Genomic DNA, 17,144 nt, shown 5'->3' with positions numbered 1-17,144 from the left:
CCGGATATGAGCAGGGAGGGACCCCCGTACAGGGTCCCTCCCGCAAATTTCATTCCGCCTGTCAGGAGAGGGCCGGCAGGGAAGCGGCGGCTACGGCCTGGCCGTGGCGCTTGGTCTTTTCATCCGGCACGCGGAGCTGGATCTTCAGCTCGGGGAATTCGGTGCGCAGCACTTCCTCCGCCTTGTCAATGATGATCTGGCCACCGTCTCCGGAAGCCACACGGCCCAGGAAGAGCAGGTTGCGGATGTCATAGAACCTGGCGTAGTGGGCAATGGCATAGCCGAAGTGCACGCCGATGGTTTCATAAATCTTGCGGGCGCGTTCGTCGCCTTCCGCCATGGCGGCCTGAACCTTCTTGAGCTGTTCCGGGAAGGGCATGCCTTCAAACTGGAAGCCGGCGCGGGGAGCCAGACGGGCTACGGCCTGCTGGGAGAAGTAGAGGGCGCCTACGCCCATGTCCTTGGACCATTCGTCCACGCCGCCTTCTTCCGAGTAATCCACGGGAGCGAAGGCCAGTTCATTCAGCCAGGGCTTGATGTGGCCTTCCGGGTCCACGTAGCCGGCGGCTTCGGATGTGCCCATGGCTACGCCGAGCACGGCGTTGTCGTTCATGCCCATGGCTCCGGCGAGGGCGGTGACTTCACCGTCGTTCACCACTTCAAAGGGGATGTTGTTCCACTTTTCCTTCTGGAGGGTGCGGAACACTTTGCCGAGGGTCTTTTCAATGTCTTCCTGGCTGACGCCGCGGAACAGGGAGGAGGTGCGCACCTCGCTGTTGATGATGACGCCGGCGGAGGAACCGCCGATGGCGTCCACCCGCGGAAGGTGGGCTGCGGCGCGTTCCAGGGAGTCCTGGATGCCTTCAATGTGGTACTGGGGATCCTTCTGGAAATAGGGGTCCCAGACCACTTCTTCGGAATACACCACTTCTCCGTTCACCACGGCGGCGCACTTGCGGTCGGAACCGCCCAGGTCGAAGCCGATGCGGTAGCCGTCCAGGTTGCGGCCCAGGGTCATGGAGCCGGAATATTCCTCAGGCAGTTCTTCCACGGACACCTTCTTCACTTCAATGGGGGAGCCGTAAATCTTCTTGCCGATGAAATCCCAGTCGAATTCGCGGGCGCCGCCCTTGCAGTAGCGGGAGGCCAGCATGTCCGCAATGGCGTCATCCCCGGCGACGAGGATGATATTGCCGCCCTTCTGCCACAGCAGGAATTTCACGATGCGTTCCACATAGGTCTCATTCAGGGCAACGTTTTCCCCGGTGTGGGGAAGGAGCTTGCCGGACCAGCGGAAGCAGGTCCCGTCATTGCGGGTCAGAGCGATGTCCACTTGATGAGAAGCGGGATCGGCGGCGGCTTTGGCCTCAAAGGCTTGATTCCAAAGAACGGCCGGCACGAAGCCGGGGTCCAGCACAGGCGTGATTTTGGGTTGAATATTCATGGCAATAATCCGTTGGAAACGTAGCATACCCGCTTTTCTTTGAAAAGTATTCATTCCCTTCCTTCATGATTTTTTTTGCGGAGTACGGGGCGATAGCTCACTTTCTGCTGGAAAATCACCGTGTTTTCACTAAAGAAGCAGGTGTCCTTATTCCGGCGTGGCGCTCCGGAAGGGCGGCCTATTCCACGCATACCTGTTTCATGAATGAATTAACGGACCAGCTTATTACCCTGTTCTCCTCCGCCCTGATTGCCGTCATGTTCATCGCCGTGGCGGTGGGCATCTTCCGCCAGGCCCATGCGCCGAACATCCAGCGCCCCCTGAAATGGCACATCCCCGTGGACCATCTGGACATGCTGGACATCGCCATGTGCGGCATCATCGTCCTGTACTTCAGCCTGGGCGCCCTGATGGCTGCGGCCACGCCTCCGGGAGCCTCCGCTCCGCCCACCACTACAAACATGGAGCTGGACGGCTACAAGATTTTCAACGGCACCTGCCTGAACCTCATCCTGGCCTTCGTCCTGCTGGTGCGCATGTTCCACACAGGCAGAATGGAGGCGCTAGGGCTGAAAAAACATTCCCTGAAAGCCCTTCTTTATGCCCCCGTGGCGGGCTATCTGCTGGTGCTGGTCATCCACTTCCTGCTGGACAGGGCGGGCCTGTTCCAGTGGATTGAACAGGTCACGCACGCTCCGGCGGAGCAGTCCATCGTCTCCGTGCTGCGGCATTCCAGCGATATTCCCCTGGTTGTGGTCATCTGCTTCAGCGCCGCCATCGCGGCCCCGCTGGTGGAGGAACTCATCTTCCGCGGCTACCTGTACCCAATCATGAAAAAGTACACGGGCGCCTGGTTTGCGCTGGTCACCACGTCCCTGCTCTTCGGCATCATCCACGTCAGCCTGGTGCCCTTCATTCCGCTGGCAATCTTCGGGGCCATGCTGGTGCTGCTGTACGAATACACGGGCTCCATCTGGACGCCCATCATCGCCCACTGCATTTTTAACACCGCCACTCTCATCAACATCCTGTATCCCGGCGTTCTCCTTCCCTATGGAACCTGATCCCACCATCCGGCAGACGGGGGAGGACGCGCTGGTGGCCCGGCTCCTGCCCCTGATGCCCTCCAACGCCTTCCTGGTCACGGGACCGGGGGACGATTGCGCCGTGACCCGGAGCTCCGGAAACCGTCAATTGCTCCTGAAAACGGACTGCGTGGTGGAAGGCATGCACTTCCTGCCTGGAACGGATCCCGAACTGATCGGCAGGAAGGCGCTGGCTAGGGCCGTCTCAGACATAGCGGCCATGGGCGGCACACCGCTTCACGCGCTGGTGACCCTGTTCGTGCATGCGGACCGCCCCGTCTCCCAGGTGGAAGGAATTTACCGGGGAATGGGACGGCTGGCACGGCAATTCGGCATCAGCATTGCCGGAGGGGAAAGCTCCGGACTGCCGGAAGACGGCCTCATCATCAGCGTGGCCCTCACCGGAGAGGTTGCGGAAGGGAAAGCCGTCCTGCGCAGCACGGCGCGCGCGGGAGACCTGCTCGCCGTCACGGGCGTGCTCGGCGGCAGCTTTCCCACGGGGCACCATCTTTCCTTCATTCCACGGGTCAGGGAGGGCGGCGTACTGGCCGCCTCCGGCTTGGCCACCGCCATGATGGACCTTTCCGACGGTCTGGGAACCGACCTTCCACGGCTGGCCGCGGCCTCCGGACTGGGATTCCGCATTCATGAAGAACTCCTTCCCGTGCGCCCGGGCTTCACCGCGGCGCAGGCCGCAGGAGACGGGGAGGATTACGAGCTGCTGGTCACGTTCCGTCCCGGCGACCGGGAGCGGGTTACCCGGCTGGCCGCGGAGCATTTCCCGGAAACGCCCTTCACCGTTATCGGGGAAATGACGACGGAACCCTTCTCCGCCCTTCCGTCAGGCTACAGGCATTTCAACTAGCCGGATAAGGGAAAAACCGGACCGGAAACCGGCAAAAAACGCCTGCGGAACTATTCCGCCGCCTTCTCCTCTTCCCTCTCCCGCTGCATGTAGGGCAGCAGCTGTTCGTACGTGTCCTTCCCCATGTAGCGCTTGATGGAACGCTCCGGAGACTTGAAAATGTCCACCAGGATCAGGCAGTCCAGCACATCGCCGAAATGCTTGTCCACGCTGAAGGACAGGATTTTTCCGTTCAGCTTCAGGTACTGGCGCAGCAGCACGGGAATTCCCTTGCCGTCCTCCTCAATGTCCGCCACGAGCTGGGAGAGCCCCTGGGCGTCCGTCAGGCCAATGGGCAGGATACAGGATTCCGACCTTTTCAGGTCCGCCTTGCGGGGCGGATTGTAGGCTTTCACCTCATGCACCAGCACGGAGTCCATTTCATGCGCCTTCAGGTAGGAGACGATGAGGGCACGGGAAAGGTTGGTGTAATCACGGGAGATGCTTACCGTGCCGAACAGGTAGCGGTAATGGTGGTTGCGGGCCATGAACTGGCCGATGCCCTCCCAGATGAAGCCGAGGGCCAGCGGCCTTTTCTGGTATTCCGGCACGATGAAGGCGCGTCCCATTTCCAGGGAGCGGTCCAGCACCTTCAGGGCGGCGGGGGTAAAGGAGAAATATTCCCCGTTATACAGCCCTTTCACGCCGTAGCGGGCGATGATCTTGTCCGTCTCCCCCATACGGTAGGCCCCTGCAATCTTCCGGTGGGTCCTGTCCCACAGGAACAGGTGCTTGTAATGGTTGTCGTACGTGTCCAGGTCGCACGCCTTGCCGGAGCCCTCCCCCACCTGGCGGAAGGTGTATTCCCTCAAGCGCCCTATTTCAATCAGGATATTGGGGATTTGCAGGGCGTCCGCCACGTACACGTCCCAGTCTCCGTTCTCCTGGCGGGCATGCAGGCATTCCGCGGGCAGTGCGTCAATCTCCGCCTGCATGTCCTGCACGGAAACGGGCGGAATCAGTGCGGCCATCTTCGCCTTCCGGTCCTTCCTGTGCACATGGGGACGGCGGCTCTTTTCATAACTCTTGCCCAGCAGGTAGGTGCGCAGGCGCAGATGGGAAACCATGGCTTCATCGGAATCATACTGCCCAAGCTGGCTGAACGGAATGGGCTTGCCCACCACGATGCGGTGCGTACGGCGCCCGTCACGCCCCACTTCACGGGGAAGGAAGGCCACGCGCGCCTTGCGGTTGATGAGGGAAACGCCCTGGAACAGCAGGCTGTTGCGCCCCGGAAAATGCACGGGAACCACTGTCGCCTTCGTCATGCGGATGATGGCGGCGATGTTCGCGTTCCAGGGATCGTCCGTCACCCTCTTGTGGGCCAGGGAAAAGCTGGAGGCCGTGCCGGCGGGGAAAATGCCCAGCACGCCGCCCTTCCGCAGCCAGGAGATCATCTTGCGCATGCCGGAGAGATTCTTGCGCTTGGCGTTCTCATCCTCGTACACGTCCACCTTGATCAGCCAGGGTTCCAACTCCTGGCACAGGGAAAGCTGTTCGTTCGCCAGAATGCGGACGTCCTCCCTCACGCGGGTGAGCAGCTCTCCGAACATGATGCCGTCCGACAGGCCGTGCGGATGGTTGGCGACCACGACCACCGGCCCCTTCTTGGGGATATTTTCCAGATCCCCCGGGCGCAGTTGCAGCTTCAGGTTCAAATGTCTGGAAGCAAGCTGGAAGAAATTCTCCGGAGAACCGGATTCCTTGTCGCGCACGATCTTATCGTACGCCTTGTTCAAGCGTTCCAGGCCCAGCAACTTTTCGGCGGACGCGGCCACCAGGGCGGGAAGGCGCGTATTCTCGTCCAAAATGTCTCTGATGTCCACCATCTTCGGGTGTTTGAGTTGGGCCATGCCCCGCTGTATAACGGATTTACAGGAAAAAGTGAAACTCTTTTTGCACGGGCCGCCGGAACGCAGTCTTGATTTCCACGGGGCGCAAAGCTACAATCCAAGCGGCTTTAGCCCCCATTTCCAACATAGAAGACACTCATGCATCCAGCCATCGCCATTGACGGTCCCGCCGCATCCGGAAAATCCACCGTCGCCAAGCTCATCGCGGACCGCCTCGGCTACACGTTCATCAACACCGGGGCCATGTACCGGGCCGTCACCTGGTACATGCTGGAACAGGGCATCGACCCTGCGGACACGGCCGCCGTGCTGGAAGCGCTGTCCTCCGTTCCCCTCTCCTTCGGAAAGGACGGCAGCCGCTCCGTGGTCCTGTGCGGGAAACGCGTGCTGGGTGAAGAACTCACGCGCCCGCAGGTTAACGACCACGTCTCCACTATCGCGGCCATTCCGGAAGTGCGCTCCCTGCTGGTGGAACGGCAGCGGGAATACAACCGCCGGGAACCTGTGGTGATGGAAGGCAGGGACATAGGCACCGTGGTATTTCCGGACACGCCGTTCAAGTACTTCGTCACCGCCTCCGAGGAAGTGAGGGCCTCCCGCCGCGCCGCGGAAGGCCTGACGGACTCCATTGCGGAACGGGACCGCAAGGACTCCTCCCGCGCCACCGCCCCGCTGGCCCAGGCTCCGGACGCCCTGCTGGTAGATACGTCAGACATGACGATCGACCAGGTCGTCCGTTTCATTACCGACAACATTCAACAAAAACTCTCCGCCAGATGAACTCCTTCTACTGGGTTTTCTACACGCTCTTTAAAAGCATTTCCAAAGCCTTCTTTTCCTGGAAAGTCGTCAACCGGGAAAAGCTCATTGAAGACGGCCCCGTGCTCATCGTCAGCAACCACCAGAGCTTTCTGGACCCGCCCATGCTGGGCATCTCCTATGAGGACGGCATCTATTTCTTTGCCCGCAAGACCCTGTTCCAGGGCATCTTCAAATGGGCTCTTCCGCTCTGCCTGGCCATCCCGATCGACCAGGAAAACCCGGACGCCGCCAGCCTCAAGCACGTCATCCGCCTGCTGAAATCCGGCAAGCGCGTGCTCGTCTTCCCGGAAGGTTCCCGCACTCCGGACGGTGAAATCCACGACGGCATGGGGGGCATCGGCCTCATTCTGAGCAAGACGAAGGTTCCCGTGCAGCCCCTGCGCATCAGCGGAGCGTATGAAGCCTTCCCCATCGGCGCCCGCTTCCCCAAACTCCGCCCCGTCACGGTCACGGTGGGGGACCCAATCCCCTTTACTCCGGCGGAACTTAACGCCAGGGGAAAAGAGGCGTACCAGCATTTGACGGACAGGATCATGGACGCCATCCGCGCCCTCCCTGCGGAATAATCCCTCCTTCCCCTGCCCCATGATCTCCAGGCTGAAATTAATGGACTTCCGCTGCTACGGAAGCTTCTCCTGGCAGATTCCGCAGCAGGGGGCCATCATCCTGGGAAACAACGCGCAGGGAAAAACCAGCCTGCTGGAAGCCGTCTGCTTCCTGCTGCGCCTGCAATCCCCGCGCACCGCCCGGCCCGGCCCGCTGGCCGCTCACGGAAAGCAGGCCTTCGGCATCCGCGGAGAGCTGCCGGGGCAGACCCGGCGCATCCTGTGGACCCCGGACGCTCCGGACCTCCGCGTTAACGGAGAGCCGCGCAAGGACCAGCGCAGCTATCTGGCTGACAGCTACCCCGTGGTATGGATGGGGAATGACGATCTTTCCCTGGTGCAGGCCGGAGCGGACGCCCGCCGGAAATACATGGACTTTCTGGGCAGCCAGTGGCACCCCGGCTACAGGCTGGCCCTGTTCAGCTACCGGAGGGCGCTGAAAACGCGCAACTACCTGCTCAAGCACAGGCACAGGGACAAGCTGCAGCTGGACGCCTACACGCGCCAGCTGGCCCTGCACGGCACGGAACTGAAAAGCCTGCGCGCCAGCCTCCTGACGCTGCTGGCCCCCCACATCACCCTCGCCTACCGCAGCATCGGCGGACGGGAGGAACAGGTGGCCGTGGCCTACCGCGCCTCGGAGGAAGGGGACCTGTATGAACGGCTGTGCGCCGCCGTGGACCGGGACATCCGGTACGGGCAAACCCAGAACGGCCCCCACCGGGACGACCTGGACATCACGCTGAACGGCAGGAGCGCCGCACAGTTCGCCTCTGAAGGGCAGCAGCGCACCATCGCCATCTCCATGAAGCTGGCCCAATCCTCCCTGCTCACGGAAGAAACGGGGCATACGCCCATCCACCTGATTGATGACGTCTTCGGGGAGCTGGACCCCACGCGCCGGGTGGCCTTTCTGCAATCGCTCCCGGCGGACGCGCAAAGCCTCATCACCACCACCCATCTGGACTGGCTGCACGATACCCCGTGCCCCCTGCCGTCCTTCCGGCTGGAGGATTCCACGCTCAAACCGCTCTAAACAAACTGAGGAGAATCACGATAAACAAGAATTCACCCCGGCGGCATTTCCGGCACGTTATTCCTTCACCCAAACGTTCAGAATCTCCACGATGTACATCTTGTGGAAATCCCGCGCGGCGTACCACTCCGGTACAATGGTCTTGTCCAGAAAGGCTTCCGGATTGAGAGCCTCCGCATAAAGCTTGCGGCATTCCAGCACCAGGCGCGCTTCCGTAAAACTCACGTTGCCGTTCTCCGTCGCATACGGCGTCAGTCCGGAGGCGGCCACCTTGTCCGTATCCCGTCCGCTCGTGGTGCCGCAAACAGTCAGCGCCTTGTGGTACTCATGGCTGAAGAAGGAAAGTGTGAACTCCTCCCCGGCCTCAATGAAGCCGAAGGTATGGCGCTGGGGACGGATAACCACGAATGCCACGGGCTTCTTCCACATGAAGCCCAAGCCGCCCCAGCTGGCCGTCATCATATTGAAATGCTCCGGCGTTCCAGCCGTCACCAGCATCCAGTCGTGCCCGATCAACTGCATGGCGTTATCCCGAATCTCCTTTGGATCAATCTTTTTCATCGCGGTCTCTAACGTTCGTTCGCGTACCATCCTACACCTCTCCAGCCATATGTCAAAGCCGTGGAGCGGCTGGGATGACGCGGAAAAGGCGTGCCCCGCCCTGCCGGAAACACCCTTCCTTTGGAGTTGCATTTCCGAATTGGCGGCCCTAGCATTTCCGGGATGAACTATACCGCGCTGGAAGACAAGCTGGGTTACCGTTTCAAAAACCCGGACCTGCTCGTGCAGGCCCTCACCCACCCCAGCACGGACAGCAAGCCGGAAACGCGCCGGACATATGAACGGCTGGAATTCCTGGGCGACGCCATTTTACAGCTTGCCGTCACACAGTACCTTTACCGCCACATGCCCCAGTCTCCGGAAGGGGAGCTGACCCAACTGCGCGCCCGCACCGTCAGCCGCGCCAATCTGGGCAAATACGGCTTCATCCTGGGGCTGGACAAATACATTGCCCTGGGAAAAGGGGAGGAACGGGCCGGAGGACGGGGAAAAAACTCCATCATCGCCAACACGTTTGAATCCGTCTTCGGAGCCATGTCGCTGGACTCCGACTATGAAACGGCCAAGGCCGTGGCCCTGCGCGTTCTTCATGAAGCGCTGGACTCCGCGGCCAGCCACCCCAAGGAAATCAACCCCAAGGGGGAACTCCAGGCCATTCTTCAGGACATCCTGCCCGAAACTCCTTCCTATGAAACGGAAGAAAAAGGGCAGAGGGACGCCGAAAACCGTTTTCACTCCCGCGTTTTCTGGCATGGACACGCCATCGGTTCCGGCCATGGAGCCAGCAAGCGGAAGGCGGAAGTGGCCGCCGCCGCGGACGCCCTGGCCGCCAAAGCATGGCTCCGCATTACCGTGTAACCTTCAATGGGACGGGTGGCTATTTTGTCACCCTTAAGCCTTGGACAGCCCTGTGGCTGGTTTGATAGACAGAAGCCGTCTCCGTGAGGAAGAACCTTCCCCGGAAGACCTTCTCACAGACACACACCAACCATAGAAAACAAATGAAAACCTATACTCTCCCCGTCATCGGCATCATGACTCTCGGAGCCGCCGCCTTTGCCGCCGCCACGCCTTCCACGGCATCCACCGGAGACGTTCTGCTGGCCCGCGACAGCTTTTCCACCTGCAAATGGCTCGGCGACCGTTTCAAGTGGTTCAATGCGGAACGGGATCACAAGAATCCCTACATCCAGGAATTCAACGTTTCCCTGCGCATGCAGTACGGACTGGACTGGATTGACCCGAACGGCGAAGGGCGCGTGATGGGTGAAAAGGAAGGCAACGGCCGCCGCTTCAACGACGAATGGCGCCGCTTCCGCGCCGGCTTCAACATGAAGTTCCTGAAAAACTTCAAGCTCAACAACGTCTGGAACATCGGCGGCATGGACGGTCTGGAAAACTACAACGCGAAAACCAATACCTGGGACACCTCCGACCTGACCTACTCCCTGTATGAACTGAATCTGGAATACAAGGGGGGCCCCGTCACCTACGCCATCGGCAAAATGAAGCCGCGCATCACCGGAGAATACCGCACCTCCTCCTCCGCCATCCTGACCATTGAACGCTCCATGCTGGTCAACCAGCTCCGCTCGGAAACCAACTACGGGTTCCAGGTGAACAATTCCGACAAGAATGACAAGCTCGGCTGGGCCGCGGGCATCTGGATGAACGGCAACGGAGGAACCGGAACCGGCACGTTCAACAACCGCATTGAACCCGCCTTCAACTCCCGGGACAACTGCTTCGTCACCGGCACGCTCAGCTATGATACGTCCAACGACGTTTTCCTGAAAAAAAGCCGCCTGTGGCTGGATTACGCCCATAACTTCACCAACTGGGGCGACGACGCACAAAACAAGGCGTATGAAAAGCTCACCGGCTACGGCTTCAAATCCAAATACCAGGGCACCGGCGCCAAGGACGTGGTGGCGCTGACCTGGGAAGGCTCCCAGGGGGATTTCTCCCTGATGACGGAAGTGATGGCCGGCTTCAACGTCATTGGCATGAAGGCAGGGGCTGAAAACGTCTTCGGCGTGACCATCATGCCGTCCTACAAATTCACCCCCAACTGGGAAGGCGTGGTCCGCTACCAGATGGCGGCGGGCAGCAACGCCGTGAAATGGGAAAAGCGCTATACGCAGAACTCTACCTATTCCGGCACTTCCGACTGCATGCAGGCCCTGTACCTGGGCGTCAACTACTACATTTTCGAATGCAACCCGAACATGGCCAAGATCATGGCGGGCGTTGAATACGCCCATTCCAACGGCACGGACGCCAGCAAGCAGAAAGGCTTCACCGGCTGGAGCTACAACATTGCCTTCCGCACCAATTTCTAAACTGCCGGACGGCATCATCCCGTCAATGTATGGCCGCCTCCATTCAGGGGCGGCCATTTTTTATGGAGGAAAAACCCACGTGGCAGTTCCCCCAGAAAACGGCGGCCGTCATTTCCGTAATGCCTTCCATATTCAAATACCTGGTCCTTAACAAATCGGAAGAAGCATGCCCCATTTCCATCTGCAATACATGCAGATTCTTGAAATGCCTGGCAAAATAACTGGCGAACGTATGCCTTAAAATATCCGCAGTCCATTTCTTCTCCTTCCCGTCCCACCCGGCCAGACGCCTCAACGCCCTCCACTTCGCCGGCCAGTTATGCGGGCACACGCTTCCTGTCCCGAATCCCATGGCTGCAGCTCGTTCCAGCAGGTTTCTCAAAACCGGCCGGATCGTCACGATGCGAGCTCCTCCCGTTTTGCTGTGCCTCGCCTTCAAGGAAACCATGCCCTCCCGTAAATTAATCTGCGCCCAATCCAGGCGCCTCACCTCCTCCGGACGAATACCGGCATACAGCATAAGCCCAATCGCGGCCAGGCACGCCCCGTTGGCATACTCCGCCGCCGCCGTCAGCAACCGGTGCATTTCTTCCAGGGACAGCACGGGAATGGGGTTCTCCTGCAACCTTGGAAGGTCTACATACGCCACCGGGTTTTCCCGGCACCAGCCGCGTTTCACGGCTGTTCCGAAAACACCGCTAAGCACCAACCGGGCCTTATGCCTCTGCCTGAGGGTTCCAAATGATTTTTCCAGCCAGGCACGGCATTCCTGGGGCGTGATGAAGCGTACAGGCCTCCGGGCCATTTCCGGACAGCACCTTAGCAGACGCCGGCTGATATAACGGAAATCATCCCTGGTTCTTTTCCTCCGGTCATGCCGGGCCTCCATGGCCTCATCCACGGCTCTCCTGAACGCCACGGTTTTTCTTCTGGCAATTAAAGCCTCCTCTCCCAGACGGATGCATTCCCTCGCTCTCTTCCGGCGACCGCCGCGCCCCCTGCTGGCCTGTAGCAATTCATGCGCCAGCTGGGCGGCTTCTACCACATCCAGCCCTGTTTTTCTTAAAATGGCCAGAGCCGCATGGTCCATTTCTGATATTTCCTCTTTCATTCCATCTATTTTGCCGCGGGTTCAGAATCCGCAGTCAAGTAAAAATAGTACTTTATTAATCAAAAGGTTCAGTGATTCCATCCTATTACCCTTCACCGCACCGCCATCCCGGTAATTCTTTTCCAAACCGTTTAATGACAAAGAGGACGCAGGAATTTCTATACGGATTCTGAATTCGCTATCCGTCAACACAGGCCTTCTCTTTTGGGCATCCGCGGTTGCATGACGCCGCATGAAACCTCCCATAAGGAGAAGGCCTGTCAAACCAATTAATTGAAATCCAATAATGAAAAACCTCCTCATCCTGCTCTCATCCTCCGCCCTGCTTTGCAGCTGCGGCGGCCTCACAAACCACCCCACGGGACTGGTATATGCCAACGTATCAGACCCCATCGCCGCTACCAATTCGTCCGGATCCCGCACCGGGGTAGCTACGGCTACTTCATACCTCGGCCTGGTTGCCGTGGGCGATTCCTCCATCTCCGCCGCCAAGGCCCAGGGAGGCATCAGCACGGTCTCCAGCGTGGACGTCAAGCGTGAAAACATCCTTGGCGTAGTCAGCAAGTACACCACCACCGTCAAAGGCAACTAATCCTCTTGCGGTGTCTTCATACAGCCGTGCGCCGAAAGGCGCACGGTTTCCTCACTCCCCGTTTTTCCTTTCTATTCCCTGCAATTCCTAATTTTCCTGCTTATAATGAAAATTCACCTGCCCTGCGCCCTCCGCAGAATATTGCTTTCCCTTTTCCTTCCGGTCGCCGGCACATCCATCTCCACGGCAACCGAACTTTTTCAGAACTCTGAGGAAACGCTGTCTTTCAATAATGGAAGCCGCCGTCTCTCATACGATTTCAATATTACGCCCAGCAGTCCCATATTATTATATTCTTTCCAAAATAACAAAGCTATAGAATTCCTCAATAACAGCATTAGTAATAATGATGGAGGAGTCATCTGCGTAGACACGTCAAGATATGGCAGCTCTAAAGGAAAAGTGGAATTTTTGAATAACGAGGGACATATCAAATTTATCAACAATACGACAACAAATGACGGGGGAGCAATAGCGGGAGGAATTTTGGGACTGACATTTGAGAGCAATCTCGGAGAAATCCGTTTTGAATCTAATCATGCTGGCAAGTACGGTGGAGCTATTTCCGGAAGAAACGGCAATGAATTCACGTTTAAAGACAATAATAACATTATTTTCCTGAAGAATCAGACAACCAATACTGATGATTCCTTCCGGAATACCGTCGCACAAGGAGGAGCCATTTTCACTTATGGAACTGTCAAATTTGACGGAAATAACCAAGTGGTATTTACCGGCAACAATTCTCAGTCCGCTGGCGCCATCTACGCCGCATCCCTAAGCATTACCAACACAAAGGAGGAAGTCAGCTTCACCGACAACAACGCAACAGGAGAGTTTTGGAGTCCGGAAAATGCTCACGGAGGCGCTCTATATATTCATTATGATAATGGTTTCTTCCATTTTGACATCACCAATAATGCCAGTGTTGTATTTGAAAATAATACTGCAACAGGCAGCGGCGGAGCTATTGCCCTGCATGGGCTAAACTATGCCAACCAAATACCTGTGTTCCAAGGAAACAGAGCACTATCTTTCATTAATAACTCCTCAGGAAATGGAGGCGGTGCCATCTATTCTCAGTCAAACAGTTCCCTCATCTTTCAAGAAAATGAAACCATCTCCTTTGAAGGCAACACGGCTGAAGGAGGGGGAGGAGCCATACTAACCAGCTCCATTTCTTTCACGGGAAATAAAACAGTCTCCTTCACGGGAAACAGCTCCGGAACCACAGGCGGCGCTATCTGCGCCAGTGGTGGAACCGTTTCCCTCGTCAATAATGAAACCGTTGAGTTTCAGGGCAACTATGTAAAACAATACGACGAAGAAGAAAACCTCACCGGAGCCGTACTCAACAGCATTGCTCCCGGAGAAGGATGGGCACTTTCACTTGAACTTTCCACCGGTGAAACTGGCGGAACAATCACCTTTTACGATGCCGTCGTCAACGCAAGCGATGTTTATCACCATCTGAATCGCTATGAAAATAGTGACGGCAATACCGTGACAGGAACCGGAGCCATCATATTTTCCGGTCTTCATGCGGAAGAGGATCTGAAGAATATTTTCAAAACTCTGGGACTGGATACTACCGGGGAGACTTTCCAGAATTGCCTGGCAGATTCCCTGACCTCTTCCATCAAGGCCGGCAATAGCGTCATTCTTCATGGAGGTTCCCTGAACGTCAAGGACGGAGCCATTCTGAATATTTTGAATAGGGGTATTGATGGAGGAGATTATCTTGCCAAAACCGGCTCTACCACAGAGATTTCCAACAACGGCGCCCTGAATATTGCCCGTGACGCAACGTTTGAATCCGACGCCCACTTGCGGATTAGCCAAGCAGGCATGGAAGCGGGAAGGAACTTGACGTCATCCGGATATGTCTGCCTTTCCCAGGAGGGAACATTGGATATTGTCGGAAACACTGTCCTGAAAGAGGGGGGAAGGATCGAATTTCAGAGCGGCTCCTCCCTCACGGCAGGAGGCAAGTTTACTGTTCGGGAAGGTTCAGCCGTTGAGTTTACAGGATCCGATAATAAATTAACTGCTCAGGAAATCGTATTTGAACAAGGCTCCTATCTGGATCACTACCGTGGAACGGGGTCAACCCTGGAGGCGCAATCCGTCACCATGACAGGAGCGGATCTGCGGCTCCGTCCCCAGAATGATGGTTACGCATTAACCGTTGATGCGAATTTAAGTCTGACGGACAGCACCATCTGGCTCTCCCCGGAAAACCTTGATGACGCCTCTTTCAATTATGGCGCCAATGGAATCGACGTCACAGGAACACTTTCCGTTTCCGGTTCCATCACCATCAACTTGAGCAACGAATATGCCAACCTGACCAGCGAAGAAAACAACAGCCTGACGCTCTTTCAGCTCAACGGAGAAATTGGAGACAACTTTACCGACAATATCTCCGACTGGATGCTCCAGAGCTGGACGGAAACTTATGATGCCGGCACGCAAACCTGGATAAATACCTTCAACCCGTTGGAAAATGCGGAACTGACAACCACGATCCTGTCTGGCGGGAAATGGGGCATCATCCTTAAACTGGAAGAAGGGTCCACGCCCACGCCCGGTGAAGACGATATTTATGTATGTACCGGAGAAGAAAAATCCATTACTGATCTGAGCAAACGCGTCCACCTGCTGGGCGGTACGCTGGACGCAACCGGCATTCCCCAGAACACGCCGCTCACTAACCAGACCATTATAGAAGGAACAGACGGCCTGCTGGTCATGAATGAAGACCAGAGCCTGATCCTGACGGGCAATCTGACGGGCAAGAAAGGGATTGGCTACGACATTGACGGAACCGGCGGCAACAGCGCCGGCGGCGTCGCCATCGGCAGCAGTAACGGCTCCCTGAACAGCAGCGCCGTTGACCTGAGCGGGGAAAGGTACAACATCGCCGCCCTGAATGTCCGCAGCGGCCTGGCCGACATCAAAGAAACAGCCTCTCTGGGTCACGAAAACACAGTCATTACCGTCGGTTCCTCCCGCAACAGCGGAGAAACCAATGCCTCCCTCATCAATAACGGCACCATTCAGGGCAGCTCCCTTACCGTGAACTCCGACGGCTCCGTGACCAACAACAAGACATTGAATGTTGCGAACATCAACCTGAACAGCCAGTCAGCTCTGGCCAACACGGGGGATTTGACGGCTGAACAAATCACCGTGGCGAAAGACGCGCTGTTGAACAACAGCGGATCTCTGGAAGGCAACGTTACCCTCCAGGGCAGGATGAGCAACAGCGGCCAGACTACCGGCATGGTTCTGGTGCAGAATGGCGGCATCCTTTCCGGCGGCGGCTCCTTTGAGTCCGTCACCGTCCGGCAGGGGGGACGTTTGAAGATTCAGGGGGCGGCCAGCTTCAATGGCCTGACATTTGAAGAAGGCTCCGGAATGGCATTTTCCGTCAACGGAACAACCCCCTTCAGCGCCGGGATGAATGCGGCAGACACCTATTCCCACGCAACCGTGGGAACCCTGTCTATCGCTGGAACGCCGTCCATTGAGGTACACGTCGGCTCCGGACTGATTGCCGCAGGTTCCGAGTCCTTCACGCTGAACCTGCTCCAAGCGGCTGAAATCACCGGAAACGCCGCTCTGGAACAACAACTCCATCTCACCGGAGAAACCGGCCTGCTGGAAGACGGCGGAGTCCTGGACTGGAATCCGGAAACCGGGCTTCTCACTTTCTCCGGCAAGCTGAACGTTGCCGCCGCCACCGGCCTGGCGGGCCGCGATGCCGCATTGCTGGCAGATACCCTCTGGAGCAGCGCCTCCTCCGTCGCTTCCTTTGCCCGTACGGCAAACGAACAGGGGAAAATGGCCGGAAACAGATCCTCCCGCCTGTGGGGAGCCGGCCTGGGGTACTTCACTTCCATGTCCTCCATGGACTCCCTGAGCGGATTTTCCTATCAAGGCGGTGGCTATGCCGTCGGCACGGATGTAGCTCTCGGAAAGGACGCCGTGGCAGGAGCCGCATTCGGCCAGATGTTCGGGACCCACAAGAGTTCCGACTCCCTGCTCTCCGACAAACAGAGGTCCTTCATGTTCGCCCTGTACGGCAATCTCCGCAAGGAACTTGCCCGGGGGCATGAGTTGAACCTCTCCGGCTATTTCTCCTACGGCAGCGTTGATCATACCGCCAGAACGCATGTGGGCGGCTCCCAGCAGACGCCCGGACGGGCCCGCTGGGATGACAATGTTTACGCCTTCGGCCTGCTGGCCGACTGGGACATCAAGGCTGGAGACGCCTTTACCGTGTCTCCCTTCACCGGAATCACCTACATGTACGGAACCCAGGGCCCCATTGAAGAAACCTTTGACGGCGGCAGCCGCTCCTTCGGGAATGGAGGCCTGCAGTCATGGAGCATCCCCGTGGGCATCACCCTCAAGTCCGTCTGTGGGCTGGGCAATGGCCAGGCCCTCCTGCCTGAACTGAGCGTGGCGTATGTAGGAGACATCGCACGCAGGAACCCGTACACCCGCACCTGGACAGCCGGGCAATCCGTAACCGGCCGTGGCCACGCTCCCGGCAGGAACGCCCTGATGACCCGCGCCGGCCTGGGCTGGCAAATCAGCAGAAACTGGCAGGCGGGAGCCTATTATACGCTTGAAGTCCGCAGCGGACAAACCAACCAAAGCGTCAACCTTAACGTCTCCTACAGCTTCTAACTCCAAACTGCAAAAAACAAACCCAGATGCGCGCCGGGCACACACCCCACCCCCGGCGCGCATCCCCACCGGCCATCGCCTATTAACTTTT

The 17,144-nt window shown here is 57.9% G+C and carries 14 protein-coding genes and 1 pseudogene; 10 read left to right on the top strand and 5 right to left on the bottom strand.

Annotated features, from left to right (window positions below):
* Positions 1 to 61 precede the first annotated feature (61 nt).
* Positions 62 to 1,444 carry an ROK family protein gene (locus P8A25_RS01520; protein ID WP_022397646.1) on the bottom strand — a complete coding sequence of 461 codons (1,383 nt, stop codon included), beginning with the start codon at positions 1,442 to 1,444 and terminating at the stop codon, positions 62 to 64.
* Positions 1,445 to 1,644: 200 nt separating this feature from the next.
* Here P8A25_RS01520 and P8A25_RS01515 point away from each other — a divergent pair, with 200 nt between their 5' ends.
* Both P8A25_RS01515 and thiL read left to right on the top strand, forming a co-directional pair.
* On the top strand, positions 1,645 to 2,508 hold the full coding sequence (locus P8A25_RS01515; RefSeq protein ID WP_102736976.1) for a CPBP family intramembrane glutamic endopeptidase: 864 nt from the start codon (positions 1,645 to 1,647) through the stop codon (positions 2,506 to 2,508).
* Positions 2,498 to 3,394, top strand: coding sequence for a thiamine-phosphate kinase (thiL, locus tag P8A25_RS01510; RefSeq protein ID WP_215443731.1), 897 nt, complete (start codon positions 2,498 to 2,500; stop codon positions 3,392 to 3,394). Before P8A25_RS01515 ends, thiL begins: the two co-directional genes overlap by 11 nt.
* Positions 3,395 to 3,444: 50 nt before the next feature.
* Here thiL and P8A25_RS01505 read toward each other — a convergent pair whose 3' ends face one another.
* Complete coding sequence (locus P8A25_RS01505; protein ID WP_022397649.1) at positions 3,445 to 5,286, bottom strand: lysophospholipid acyltransferase family protein; 1,842 nt, start codon at positions 5,284 to 5,286, stop codon at positions 3,445 to 3,447.
* 138 nt (positions 5,287 to 5,424) lie between these two features.
* Here P8A25_RS01505 and cmk point away from each other — a divergent pair, with 138 nt between their 5' ends.
* From cmk to recF, 3 genes are read left to right on the top strand one after another with little or no spacing between them, the layout of a single operon-like run.
* The gene (cmk, locus tag P8A25_RS01500) at positions 5,425 to 6,066 is read left to right on the top strand and encodes a (d)CMP kinase (RefSeq protein ID WP_102722166.1); all 642 of its coding nucleotides are present in this window, start codon (positions 5,425 to 5,427) and stop codon (positions 6,064 to 6,066) included.
* A complete protein-coding gene (locus tag P8A25_RS01495) occupies positions 6,063 to 6,674 on the top strand; it encodes a lysophospholipid acyltransferase family protein (protein ID WP_102736980.1) in 612 nt (203 codons plus the stop codon). Before cmk ends, P8A25_RS01495 begins: the two co-directional genes overlap by 4 nt.
* Before the next feature lie 19 nt (positions 6,675 to 6,693).
* The gene (gene recF, locus P8A25_RS01490) at positions 6,694 to 7,749 is read left to right on the top strand and encodes a DNA replication/repair protein RecF (protein ID WP_215443729.1); all 1,056 of its coding nucleotides are present in this window, start codon (positions 6,694 to 6,696) and stop codon (positions 7,747 to 7,749) included.
* A gap of 57 nt (positions 7,750 to 7,806) precedes the next feature.
* Here the strand turns inward: recF and P8A25_RS01485 are convergent, their stop codons facing one another.
* Entirely contained in the window at positions 7,807 to 8,310 is a 504-nt protein-coding gene (locus P8A25_RS01485; protein WP_022397653.1) for a flavin reductase family protein, read from the bottom strand.
* A gap of 162 nt (positions 8,311 to 8,472) precedes the next feature.
* On the opposite strand from P8A25_RS01485, the gene rnc reads away from it, so the two are divergent.
* A complete protein-coding gene (rnc, locus tag P8A25_RS01480) occupies positions 8,473 to 9,168 on the top strand; it encodes a ribonuclease III (protein ID WP_022397654.1) in 696 nt (231 codons plus the stop codon).
* A gap of 143 nt (positions 9,169 to 9,311) precedes the next feature.
* Positions 9,312 to 10,652: a porin gene (locus tag P8A25_RS01475; RefSeq protein WP_215443727.1), complete on the top strand. Its 1,341-nt coding sequence runs from the start codon at positions 9,312 to 9,314 to the stop codon at positions 10,650 to 10,652.
* Between the two features lie 43 nt (positions 10,653 to 10,695).
* On the opposite strand, the gene P8A25_RS01470 is transcribed toward P8A25_RS01475, so the two are convergent.
* A complete protein-coding gene (locus tag P8A25_RS01470) occupies positions 10,696 to 11,763 on the bottom strand; it encodes a tyrosine-type recombinase/integrase (RefSeq protein ID WP_215443725.1) in 1,068 nt (355 codons plus the stop codon).
* 286 nt (positions 11,764 to 12,049) lie between these two features.
* Between P8A25_RS01470 and P8A25_RS01465 the strand changes: the two genes are divergently transcribed.
* Both P8A25_RS01465 and P8A25_RS01460 read left to right on the top strand, forming a co-directional pair.
* Positions 12,050 to 12,355: a TRL domain-containing protein gene (locus tag P8A25_RS01465; RefSeq protein ID WP_102729928.1), complete on the top strand. Its 306-nt coding sequence runs from the start codon at positions 12,050 to 12,052 to the stop codon at positions 12,353 to 12,355.
* 105 nt (positions 12,356 to 12,460) lie between these two features.
* Positions 12,461 to 13,606: pseudogene (locus tag P8A25_RS01460) on the top strand (hypothetical protein); the annotation flags it as partial.
* 135 nt (positions 13,607 to 13,741) lie between these two features.
* Here the strand turns inward: P8A25_RS01460 and P8A25_RS01455 are convergent.
* Entirely contained in the window at positions 13,742 to 14,197 is a 456-nt protein-coding gene (locus P8A25_RS01455) for a hypothetical protein (protein WP_251828007.1), read from the bottom strand.
* Between the two features lie 291 nt (positions 14,198 to 14,488).
* Here P8A25_RS01455 and P8A25_RS01450 point away from each other — a divergent pair, with 291 nt between their 5' ends.
* On the top strand, positions 14,489 to 17,053 hold the full coding sequence (locus P8A25_RS01450) for an autotransporter outer membrane beta-barrel domain-containing protein (protein ID WP_251828006.1): 2,565 nt from the start codon (positions 14,489 to 14,491) through the stop codon (positions 17,051 to 17,053).
* Positions 17,054 to 17,144 lie beyond the last annotated feature (91 nt).

Source organism: Akkermansia sp. BCRC 18949 (assembly GCF_045011645.1).
In the GTDB taxonomy this organism is placed as follows: Bacteria; Verrucomicrobiota; Verrucomicrobiia; order Verrucomicrobiales; family Akkermansiaceae; genus Akkermansia; species Akkermansia massiliensis.
This window is presented reverse-complemented; position numbering and strand designations above follow the sequence as displayed.